8 protein-coding genes are annotated in these 10,967 nt (G+C 46.1%); all 8 read left to right on the plus strand.

Annotated elements, in window-relative coordinates:
- Positions 1–9: 9 nt before the first annotated feature.
- The 8 genes from QYB97_RS09185 to cypC all read left to right on the plus strand — a co-directional run bounded on the left by QYB97_RS09185 (position 10) and on the right by cypC (position 10,930).
- On the plus strand, positions 10–1,491 hold the full coding sequence (locus QYB97_RS09185) for an MFS transporter (RefSeq protein WP_301165683.1): 1,482 nt from the start codon (positions 10–12) through the stop codon (positions 1,489–1,491).
- A 157-nt stretch (positions 1,492–1,648) separates the two neighbouring features.
- Entirely contained in the window at positions 1,649–3,088 is a 1,440-nt protein-coding gene (locus tag QYB97_RS09190) for an MFS transporter (protein ID WP_301165707.1), read from the plus strand.
- Positions 3,089–3,205: 117 nt separating this feature from the next.
- Positions 3,206–3,667, plus strand: coding sequence for a GNAT family N-acetyltransferase (locus QYB97_RS09195; RefSeq protein ID WP_301165684.1), 462 nt, complete (start codon positions 3,206–3,208; stop codon positions 3,665–3,667).
- Complete coding sequence (locus tag QYB97_RS09200; protein ID WP_301165685.1) at positions 3,660–4,145, plus strand: DinB family protein; 486 nt, start codon at positions 3,660–3,662, stop codon at positions 4,143–4,145. Before QYB97_RS09195 ends, QYB97_RS09200 begins: the two co-directional genes overlap by 8 nt.
- Before the next feature lie 90 nt (positions 4,146–4,235).
- Positions 4,236–4,832, plus strand: coding sequence for a hypothetical protein (locus QYB97_RS09205; RefSeq protein WP_301165686.1), 597 nt, complete (start codon positions 4,236–4,238; stop codon positions 4,830–4,832).
- A 224-nt stretch (positions 4,833–5,056) separates the two neighbouring features.
- Positions 5,057–7,543 carry a transglycosylase domain-containing protein gene (locus tag QYB97_RS09210; protein WP_301165687.1) on the plus strand — a complete coding sequence of 829 codons (2,487 nt, stop codon included), beginning with the start codon at positions 5,057–5,059 and terminating at the stop codon, positions 7,541–7,543.
- Positions 7,544–7,922: 379 nt separating this feature from the next.
- Positions 7,923–9,581 (plus strand): alpha-keto acid decarboxylase family protein, encoded by a 1,659-nt coding sequence (locus tag QYB97_RS09215; protein WP_301165688.1) that lies wholly within the window; start codon positions 7,923–7,925, stop codon positions 9,579–9,581.
- A 74-nt stretch (positions 9,582–9,655) separates the two neighbouring features.
- A complete protein-coding gene (cypC, locus tag QYB97_RS09220) occupies positions 9,656–10,930 on the plus strand; it encodes a CYP152 family fatty-acid peroxygenase CypC (protein ID WP_301165689.1) in 1,275 nt (424 codons plus the stop codon).
- Positions 10,931–10,967: the final 37 nt, after the last annotated feature.

Here is a 10,967-nt window from a genome sequence, read left to right on the forward strand (position 1 = left end):
AGGTACGTTGTGGAAAGAGGACAAATCAATAAGCTGACCAAAGAAGATATCACAGTTGTTGATACAAAGATCGCGAAGAAATCAATATTTGGAACGTCTCTGGGCAATGCCATGGAGTGGTTTGATTTTGGAATTTACTCCTATCTGGCCGTTACCATTGGCAAAGTATTCTTTCCTGAAATCGATCCATCTGTCCAGTTGATCTATGCTTTTGCAACGTTTGCTGTCGCTTTTATTGCCCGGCCGATTGGCGGTCTCGTCTTTGGTATGATGGGTGACCGTCTGGGCCGAAAGAAAGTCCTTGCCATCACACTGATCATGATGGCCGTGGCGACATTGAGCATCGGCCTCATCCCCGGGTACGCCACCATTGGCGCCGCCGCTCCGGCTTTACTGCTGGCTGCCCGTCTGGTTCAGGGGTTTTCCACAGGCGGAGAGTATGCCGGTGCTATGACGTTTATTGCCGAGTCCACCCCTGATAAAAAGCGGAGCTTTATGTCGAGCTTCCTTGAAGTAGGGACCCTTGTCGGTTTTATCGCCGGCTCTGGCCTTGTTACATTGCTTACTTTTCTGCTGGGATCCGAAACCATGCTTGCATGGGGCTGGAGAATTCCATTCTTTATCGCGGCTCCATTAGGTATGATCGGATTGTATTTCCGTTCACATTTGGAGGAAACTCCTGCATTTAAAGAAATGAAGGAAACGGCCAAAGAGAGAAAGAATCAAGCCTCTCTTAAGAAGATTTTCACAGAGCACTGGCGTTCGCTGCTCATCTGCATTGGAGTTGTTTTCTTCTATAACACCATCAACTACATGATTCTTACCTATATGCCGTCATACCTGTCGGAACAGATTGGTTTCGGAGAAATGAAAGGCCTTGTCCTTATCCTGTTTGTCATGATCGCGATGATTCCCTGTGTTCTGCTCATGGGACGCTGGGCTGACCGCATTGGCAGGAACCGGTTAATCGTAACGGGCTTAATCGGCACCATTGTTCTGAGCATTCCGGCATTCTACCTGATGGATACAGGTTCAAGCGTGGCAGCATTTATTGGTTTATTGGTGCTGAGCTGTTTATTTACAGCCTTCCAGGGTACACTGCCGGCCGCACTGCCATCCTTGTTTTTCACAGAGGTCCGGTACGGGTCATTGGCACTTACCTACAATGTATCCACCTCCATTTTTGGCGGCACCACACCGCTTGTGGTCGCATGGCTTGTGAAGTCAACGGGCGTAAATATGCTTCCTGCTTACTTTTTAATCGGCGTATGTGTCATCGGTCTCTTTGTTGTCACTCTGTTTGTAAAAGAAACAGGGGGGCGTTCATTGAGGGGCTCAAAGCCAACAGTGGAGCATGAAAGTGAAGCAGCGGAACTCGATCCAGAGACAGCATTCTGGTGGAAGGAAGAACTGGTGAAAAGAGAAGAACGAGCAGGCATTTCACCAGGATTATTGGGATCTCAGCAGAAAAACGCAAGCAATATTCAATGAATAAAAAGGCTGCCGGACATCAGGCAGCCTTTCTGTTTTAAGCAAGACGTGGGCCATAAACCAAGGTTAACGGTTAATAAGAAAATGTTTGGGGAAATGGTTTAGTAAAGCAACTAAAATTCTTGCAAATTGAAGGAGGTACGCTGTGGCTAAAGGTATGAGAAGGAAATTAAAAAAAGGGGATATTACCGTAGTTGATAAGAAAATTGCAAAGCAGTCGATTTTGGGAACTTCACTCGGCAATGCGATGGAATGGTTTGATTTTGGTATTTATTCCTATTTAGCAGTAACCATCGGTAAAGTGTTTTTCCCGGAAGTTGACCCGTCCACCCAGGTTATTTATGCATTTGCAACCTTCGCTGTCGCATTTATTGCCAGGCCGATTGGCGGAATTGTTTTCGGAATGCTGGGTGACCGGCTTGGAAGAAAAAAGGTATTGGCCATAACATTGATTATGATGGCTATTGCCACATTGACCATCGGGCTGATTCCCGGCTATTCGTCCATAGGTATAGCAGCGCCCATTCTTTTGCTGGTCGCAAGGCTTGTCCAGGGATTTTCCACTGGAGGAGAATATGCCGGTGCGATGACGTTCATTGCAGAATCCACACCCGATAAAAAGCGGAGTGTGATGTCGAGTGTGCTGGAAGTGGGAACACTGGTTGGCTATATTGCCGGCTCTGGCCTGGTAACGCTGCTTACGTTCATTCTTGGAACAGAAACCATGCTTGAATGGGGCTGGAGAATCCCGTTTTTTGTCGCGGCGCCACTGGGACTGATTGGCCTCTATTTCCGTTCTCATCTCGAAGAAACACCGGCATTTAAAGCGATGGAGGAAGAAAAGGAGGAAAGTAAAAGCAAGTCTTCCCTTAAAGAAATTTTTGTTAATCACTGGAAATCTCTACTAATTTGTGTGGGGGTTGTACTGTTTTATAATACAATCGTTTACATGGTATTAACCTATATGCCTTCCTATCTGACCGAGCAGCTCGGCTATGGCGAGACCAAAGGCCTTCTCCTTATTCTGATCGTAATGGTTATTATGATTCCATTTGTTATTGGTATGGGCTATTTGGGAGACCGGATCGGACGGAATAAAATCCTCATTTCAGCTCTTATTTTAACCATTGTTCTCAGCATCCCGGCATTTATGTTGGCCGGAAACAGCCATGGTATCAATGCCTTTTGGGGAGTACTGATCCTGGGATGCCTGCTGACAGCTTTTCAAGGAACGCTGCCTGCGACCCTGCCATCTCTATTTTTCACAAACGTCCGGTATGGATCGCTTGCGCTAACCTATAATGTATCCACCTCCATTTTTGGAGGAACCACACCGCTGATCGTGTCTTGGATGATCAAAGAGACCAACAATAAATTGTTCCCTGCGTACTATTTAATGGCTGTATGTACCATAGGAATCATCGTTGTTGCTTTCTTTGTTAGAGAGACAGCCGGCCGCTCGCTTCGTGGCTCTCTGCCAGTAGTTGAGGAGCCGGCCGAAGTAGAAGAGGTGTTGAAAAATCCGGAAAAAGCCCTGTGGTGGGAGGAAGAAGAACCGGATGATAATCAAAAACAAGTAAAAAGCATAAATGAATAGTGGTAAAGGGTGCCGGCAGCGTTCCGGCGCCTTTTTATGCGTGTAAAAGGATTTACGGGAGGAAAGCAGAATACATAAAAAGACTTAGAACGACTTAAAGAGAAAGGGAACCAATCCATGAAACTGGAAACAGAACGATTAACCCTCATGCCGTGTACCCGTCCGTATGTTGCCTCATTGTCCGAGGATGAATATCCACTGGGCGGTCACATCACAACACATTTGAAAAAGCTGGACCAGGATCCGGATGAATACGGCTGGGGCGTCTGGCTGGTAACGGAAAAAGAAACAGGCCGCATTGTGGGGGATATCGGATTTAAAGGAAAGCCGGATGAAGAAAAGAAAGTGGAAGTCGGATATGGGTTTGATCCATCTGCCCGTAATCAGGGGTATGCCACCGAAGCGGTAGAACGATTGATCCAGTGGGCGTTCACCTCTGACAATGTCCAAAGAATTATTGCAGAATGTCTGAGAGACAATCAACCATCGGTACGTGTATTGGAAAAAGTGAAGATGAGGCGTACAGGATTAGAGGGAGATATGGTGTATTGGGAACGAAAGGAGGAAAACAATGAGTAAGTTTGAATTATTACTGGGTGAGATGAGGCATGCGTATGATCAAAGGGATTGGCATGAGCCGCTCAAACCGGCGCTCGAAGGTTTGTCTGTACAACAGGCAAGCTGGCGGCCGGAAGGAGGACATGTGAACACCATTTGGGAGACAGCCAATCATTTGCTGTATTACAAGCGGCAGCTTCTGCATTATTTAAAAGGTGAAAAACTTTCCGATCCCGCACAAACGAACAATGAAACGTTTTTAGTACACTCTCCCCATGATGCTGAGGCCTGGCAGCAGACTGTTTCCCGGATCGAGGAGGTGCAGCAGGAACTGCTGAACATCATTGGAACCAAAGATGACGAAGAGTTTGATACCCTTCTTCCTGAAGGTGATCCTATGGGGAATTATATTTCAAGCCTGATAAGGCATGATTCGTTTCATACCGGGCAGATTGTTCAGCTTCGAAAACTGCAGGGTTCCTGGCCATCCAAAACATAAGTAACCGAAAGAAGTCTTTCTTGAAGAAAGGCTTCTTTTTTTTACAATATATAGGGAAACTTGTGGTAAAATGAGGAATGAAACAGGAGGGTGAAGAATTATGGAATTAATCCTGAATATGGTTGGGAACGAAAGCTTGACCATTTTACTATTAGAAAGACCGGCGTTAACCATTTGAACAGAAAATGGCTTTTACTATTGCTTCTTATTTTGGTCATTCCTTCTCTTTATTTAGCTGTTATCCATTACGGCTATCAGTCAAAAAGCGAGGCGGTAAAATCCGTGATTAATAAGGAAGCGGAAGAACTTAACACAAGAAACTATCAATCTATTCCTGTTGCAAAAAGTCCATACACACTCGCCATCACAGATGCCCCGCATAAAATTTATGTTTTTAAAATAACAAAGCACTTCAACAGATACCGTGCTGTCCTGTCCCATGTGAACAACTTGTATGAAAGCACCACTAAAGAATCCATGGTTTACAATAATAATATGTTAGAATTTGGTTTTGACAGCGAGAAACCGAGGAATAAAGGAATTTGGATAGAAGGGCAGAAGATGAAAATGCTCCCGCTGAGTCCATATTTTAAACATAGCCGCTATGCCTGGAACTATCATAATCTATCATTTTATTATCCAGAGCATCCGTTTCGGTCAACGGCCTCCCAGCCTGTATATCATTAGAACAGGCAAATGGAACAAGGCATCTGGTTCTTGTTCTTTTTCAGATGCATATCATATAAACAGCTGGATGAATCTAGTACTTCCTGCCTGTTTGTAATAAAGTTGTAACATTTCCGGGTGATAATCGTATGATTTTCTATGAAAATAGTATAAAATTGGTGTTCAGGATAAATTTAACTATTTCAGCATAGGAAATATCATGGAACAATTGAAGGAGAGTAATGATGGAAAAGAATAATTCAGCTTCAAGAATGGAAAGAAGAAAACAGAACAAAAAGCCACAAAAGAGTTTTTCTAAATTCCTCACATATACTGCAGTCACTTTTCTTGTTCTCTTTCTTGTCGTTGTCGTTGGCGGAGGCATCACAGTCTTTTCAATGATTAAAAAGGCTCCCGAATTGAATGCACAAAACTTAAAGTATGCAAGCTCTTCTACCGTGTATGATATGAACAATAAAAAGGTCATATCCATCAACGGTAAGGAAAAACGTGATTATGCATCTATCAAAGAAATTCCTCCGCGTGTACGAAATGCATTTATCGCGACCGAGGATGTCCGTTTTTACAAGCACTCCGGAATTGACCCAAAACGTGTAGGCGGGGCGATTCTATCAAACGTTACCCACGGATTTGGTTCAGAGGGAGCAAGTACCATTACCCAGCAGGTAATCAAGAATTCCTTCCTTTCACCGGAAAAAACGGTAACAAGAAAAATACAGGAAGCTTATCTAGCGCTTAAGCTGGAGCGGGAATACTCCAAAGACCAGATTCTCGAATTCTACTTGAACAAGATTTATTTTGGTCATGGGGCATACGGTATTAAAACCGCAGCAAAAACCTATTTTGATAAATCGTTGGATGAATTAACAACAAGTGAAATTGCGCTGCTTGCCGGGTTGCCGCAGCGTCCAAACGGATATGATCCTGTGAAACGTCCGGATCTGGCGGAGCATCGAAGAAATGTTGTTCTGTCACTTATGGAGAAAAACGGATACATTTCCGAGCAGGAAAAAGAGAAAGCCCAGGCTGTATCAATAGAAAAGATGGTCGTTAAACAAAAAGAGGAGTCAGGCCCGAAGTATGAAGCATTTCTCCAGCAGGTCATTGATGATGCTGAAAAGGAAGGCATTTCTGAAAAAGACCTGTTTGAAGGCGGCTTGAAAATCTACACGACGCTGGACACGGATGCCCAGTCACAGGCAGAAAAAATTCTGAGCACCAATGATTATGTGGTTTATCCAGACGATCAATTCCAGGCCGGTGCGGTGCTTCTTGATACGAAAACCGGTGAAGTCCGGGCTATTGGTGGTAACCGCCTGAGCGAAAAAGAACAGGTTTCCAGAGGATTTAACTATGCCACTGATACCAAGAGACAGCCGGGTTCAACCATTAAGCCGGTATTGGATTACGGTCCGGCAATTGAATATTTAAAGTGGTCTACGAATACACCGATCAGGGATGAACCGCTTGAAATCAATGGCAAGCAGGTGCAGAACTGGGATAAATCGTACCATGGCACCCTCACGATGAGAGAAGCGCTTGTTCAATCCTATAACATTCCGGCGATAAAAGCCTTCCAGGCAGTCGGCGAAGACAATGCAAAAAAGTTTGCCAATAATCTCGGTCTTGGTTTGGATAAAGTCTATCCGTCCTATGCGATTGGCGGATTTGAAACCGGGGTTTCGCCAATGACGATGGCTGGCGCATTTTCTGCCTTCGGTAACCAGGGGATCTATAATCAGCCCACCACCCTTCGTAAGGTAGAGTATCCGAACGGAAAAGTCCGAGAAATAAAGCATAAACCGAAAAAAGCGATGAGCGATTATACGGCGTATATGGTAACTGACATGCTGAAGAGCGTAGTGAGCAGAGGAACCGGCCGGATGGCCCAGATTCCGGGTCTGGATGTAGCCGGAAAAACGGGAACAACCAATCTGCCTCCTGGCGTCTATGGAAATGGATCAAGCGACTCCTGGTTTGTCGGCTATACCACCCGCTATACAGCAGCGGTATGGACCGGGTATGATAAAACGGGATCTAACACTTATGTACGAAAAGATGATCAGGTCATCGCCAAGCTGATCTTCAAGCAGCTCGTGTCCCATGCTTCTGAAGGGAAGATGACAGCTGATTTTGAAAAGCCGGGTTCCGTGGTAGCCCGGGGTTCTGAACTGTATGTTCAAGGAACTTCTGTACCCGCTTTGGCTCAGCCGAAATACGCAAAAAGTGATGAGAATACATCGACTTCCGATAAACCAGAAGAGGTGAAAAAGGAAGAAGACACCGACAAAGAAAAAGATACAAAAGAAGAAGATAAGAAAACAGATCAAGATAAACCGAAAGATGATGGAACCACCACCACTCCTGATACGCCAGCCACACCGCCAAAAGATGATCAGGGCGGCAGCGATCAGGGTGGAAATGGAGACAACGGACAGGGCGGAAGCAACCAGGATGGCGGCAACAATCAGGATGATGGAAACAACCAGGATGACGGAAGCAATCAGGGTGGCGGTACCGATCAGGGTGGAGACACAGGGCAGGACGGCGGCCAGCAGGATAAACCCGACACGCCAGCCACTCCGCCGCCAAAGGACAACAAAAAACCTGAAAAACCAACTGAGCCAACCACGCCTCCGAAAAAAGATACAATTCAGTCAAACAGCGTAAGCAATAACCGCAGTAAAGCCCAGTCAACAACCACAGAATAAAAGTTAGAAGGAGCTCTTCCATAAGTCAGTAAAATTGACTTATGGAAGCTCCTTTTTTTATTTGGCAGCATGGAGTTGGTCATCATCTTCATTGACTGGTTACTTGGAGTGGAGGATGCGAGACTCCTCGAAAATGAAGATCACATTTTCTTCGTGCGATGTACAGCTGCCGTAGCCTTCCTTGTCCTGCAGGGGAAGCGTGACAGGTGAGACAAGGTAGGCGTTTACGCCGGTAAAAGCGAGCATCCTGGAACGGAAAGTAACGCTTTCAAGAGCTTCAAAGACACTTCATGAATAGCCTCTTTTCGACTGTGGGATTAGCATAAAAAGGTTTGGGTATATACATAGAGTAGGAGTTGAAACGATTAAAGGAGTGAGCATGTTGGCAGAAAGCAAGACATTAGGAGTGTATTTACTGGATTGTTTAAAAGCTGAAGGGATTGGAGAAATTTTCGGTGTGCCGGGAGATTACAACTTTTCCTTGCTTGATACGCTCAAGGATTATGAAGAAATCCAGTTCGTGAACAACAGAAATGAACTGAACGCTGGCTATGCCGCAGATGCGTATGCCCGGCTGAATGGCCTCTCGGCTCTCATTACGACGTTTGGAGTGGGAGAGATGAGCGCATGCAACGCGATTGCGGGTTCATACAGTGAAAGTGTCCCGGTGATCCACATTGTCGGTTCGCCAAAGACAGCCATGCAGGAGGAAAAGGCTTTGCCCCACCATACACTGATGGACAAGGACTTTGATGTGTTCCGGAAAGTATATGACAATCTAACCGCATATACGGCGATTTTAACACCGGAGAATGCCGCCCGTGAAATACCGGCTGCAATTGAAGTGGCAAAGAAAAAGAAAAAACCGGTCTATCTTAGTGTTGCTATTGACCTGGTCACCCAGCCGATCATCCCTTCAGAAAAACAAACAAACGAAGAGGAAACCAAGGACTCTGCTTTGAAAGCGGCGATCGCACACAGCCAAACGCTGCTGGAAGGCGCAAAAAGTGCTGTCATTCTGGCGGACGTGAAAACCATCAGGTATGGCCTTCAGGAACAGGTCAGGCAGCTGGCTGAGCAATGGAACGTTCCCGTCGCTTCTTCTATGCAAGGGAAAAGTGCATTTGATGAAAGCCATCCACAGTACATAGGTGTATATGGAGGAGCGTTTGGAGATCAGGAAGTCACAAACATTGTGGAAGGGGCGGATGCGGTCATAGCAGTCGGAGCGCTGTGGTCAGATGTGAATACATCGAAAAATACCATCAAACTTAACCCTCTCAAGATGGTGGAAATACAGCCGGACTCCGTTAAAGTGGGAGAAGCAAGCTACATGAAGATTCAGGCAGCCGATTTTATCCAGGAATTGTGCGGTATAGGATACAAGCAGGAAGGAAAGCTGCCTGATCCTTCGTTTCCGTATGACTCGGTTACAGGAGGTGCAGAGGACCACCTGAGGGCGGCCTATTACTATCCGCGGATTCAACATATGCTGAAGGAAAATGATGTCATTGTGACGGAAACAGGCACCCTTTCTTATGGGATGTCACAAGTAAGGCTGCCCAAGGGAGCAACCTATATTGCTCAAGGAGGCTGGCAAAGCATAGGTTATGCGACCCCGGCCGCTTTTGGCGCATGCATCGCTGCCAAAGACCGCCGCGTTCTCCTCTTTACAGGTGACGGTTCACTTCAGCTGACCGTTCAGGAAATCAGTTCGATGCTTGAGAATGACTGCAAACCGATCATTTTTATTTTGAACAATGACGGCTATACGATTGAAAAATACCTGAATGTTCAGGTGAAGGTGGAAAAACAAACCTATAATGATATTCCGATGTGGCAATATACAAAATTGCCTGAGGTGTTTGGCAGAGAAGTCTTTACCGCACAAGTTAAAACAAACCAGGAGCTGGATGAAGCCATTTCACAAGTGGAAAAATTAAACGGTGAACAGCTCTGCCTGATCGAGCTTGTTGTGGACGACCCGATGGATGCACCGGCCTATATGCAAAAGATGCGGGAGTCGTTGGAACAGTGACGCTTTGTTGATTGGTAAATGAAAAACGAGGGTATCATTTAAAGAGAAATCCGATGGGAAGGATGTGTAAGTAAATGAGCAAGCATTCAGACATACCAAAGGAAGAAGGGTTGGATCACAGCCTGGCTCTTATACAGGAAGGATATGAATATATCCCCAGCCGCCGTTCGAAATTTAAAACCGATCTTTTCGAAACCCGCCTTCTGGGGCAGAAGGTCGTCTGCATTGGCGGACAAGAGGGGGCCGAGCTTTTCTATGATAACGATAAGTTTGAAAGAAAAGGGGCCGTACCGAAGCGAATCCAGAAATCTCTTTTTGGGGAAAACGCCATCCATACACTGGATGGAGAGGCGCATGAACACCGCAAGCTGTTATTTATGTCCTTAATGACGGAAGAAAGACTGGAACAGCTAGGGGAGCTGACGAGAGAAGAATGGAGACTCGCAGCCGCTGAGTGGGCGAAGATGGACAAAGCGGTCCTTTTTGACGAGGTACCGCAGATCCTGTGCAGGGTAGCCTGCAGGTGGGCTGGCGTTCCGATTGATGCGATAGAGGTAAAGCCGTTGGCCCGCGATTTTATTGCGATGGTTGAAGCGTTTGGTGCGGTTGGATCAAGGCACCAGAAAGGGCGAAAGGCAAGAAAAAAGATGGAAGATTATTTTGAAGGGCTGATTGTAGAAATTCGCCACAGAAGAATGGAGCCGATTGAAGGATCGGCGCTTCACAAAATGGCCTGGCACCGCGACCATAAGGAAAAGCATCTGGATGAACATACAGCTGCGGTCGAGCTGCTGAATGTTCTGCGTCCAATCGTAGCGGTTACGTACTTGGTAACGTTCGGCGCCCTTGCGTTGTTCCAGCATAATGTCTGGAAGGAAAAGCTGCAGGACGGTGATGAAGAAAGTGTTCAGATGTTTGCGCAGGAAGTGAGGCGTTTCTACCCGTTTGCTCCTTTCCTGGGTGCGAAAGTGAAGAACGACTTCGAATGGAAGGGCCATACCTTTGAAAAAGGCCAGCTCGTCCTCCTCGATGTGTATGGAACCAACCATGATAACCGGCTTTGGGAAGAGCCTTACGTGTTCAACCCGGAGCGGTTCAGGAACTGGAACGGCGGCATTTTTGATCTGATTCCCCAGGGTGGGGGAGATGAGGCCACGGGCCACCGCTGTCCGGGTGAAATGGCAACCCTCCAGGTTATGAAAACAAGCTTCTCGTTTTTAACCAATGAGATGATTTACAACGTGCCAATGGAGCAGGATTTAAGCTACAGCCTTTCCCGAATGCCAACGTATCCTGAGAGCGGATTCGTGATTCAGGGAGTCAGCATTAAAAGCCAAACAACCGTGTAAAAAAGAGAAGTAAACAAGAAAACAGCCCTGAAATGGG

Source organism: Fictibacillus fluitans (assembly GCF_030418125.1).
Taxonomy (GTDB): Bacteria; Bacillota; Bacilli; order Bacillales; family Fictibacillaceae; genus Fictibacillus_C; species Fictibacillus_C fluitans.

Excerpts from the sequence above, each read along its gene's own strand:
- QYB97_RS09190 (WP_301165707.1), top strand. The coding sequence starts at position 1,649 with ATGAGAAGGAAATTAAAAAAAGGGGATATTACCGTAGTTGATAAGAAA.
- QYB97_RS09195 (WP_301165684.1), top strand. The coding sequence starts at position 3,206 with ATGAAACTGGAAACAGAACGATTAACCCTCATGCCGTGTACCCGTCCG.
- QYB97_RS09200 (WP_301165685.1), top strand. The coding sequence starts at position 3,660 with ATGAGTAAGTTTGAATTATTACTGGGTGAGATGAGGCATGCGTATGAT.
- QYB97_RS09210 (WP_301165687.1), top strand. The coding sequence starts at position 5,057 with ATGGAAAAGAATAATTCAGCTTCAAGAATGGAAAGAAGAAAACAGAAC.
- QYB97_RS09215 (WP_301165688.1), top strand. The coding sequence starts at position 7,923 with ATGTTGGCAGAAAGCAAGACATTAGGAGTGTATTTACTGGATTGTTTA.
- cypC (WP_301165689.1), top strand. The coding sequence starts at position 9,656 with ATGAGCAAGCATTCAGACATACCAAAGGAAGAAGGGTTGGATCACAGC.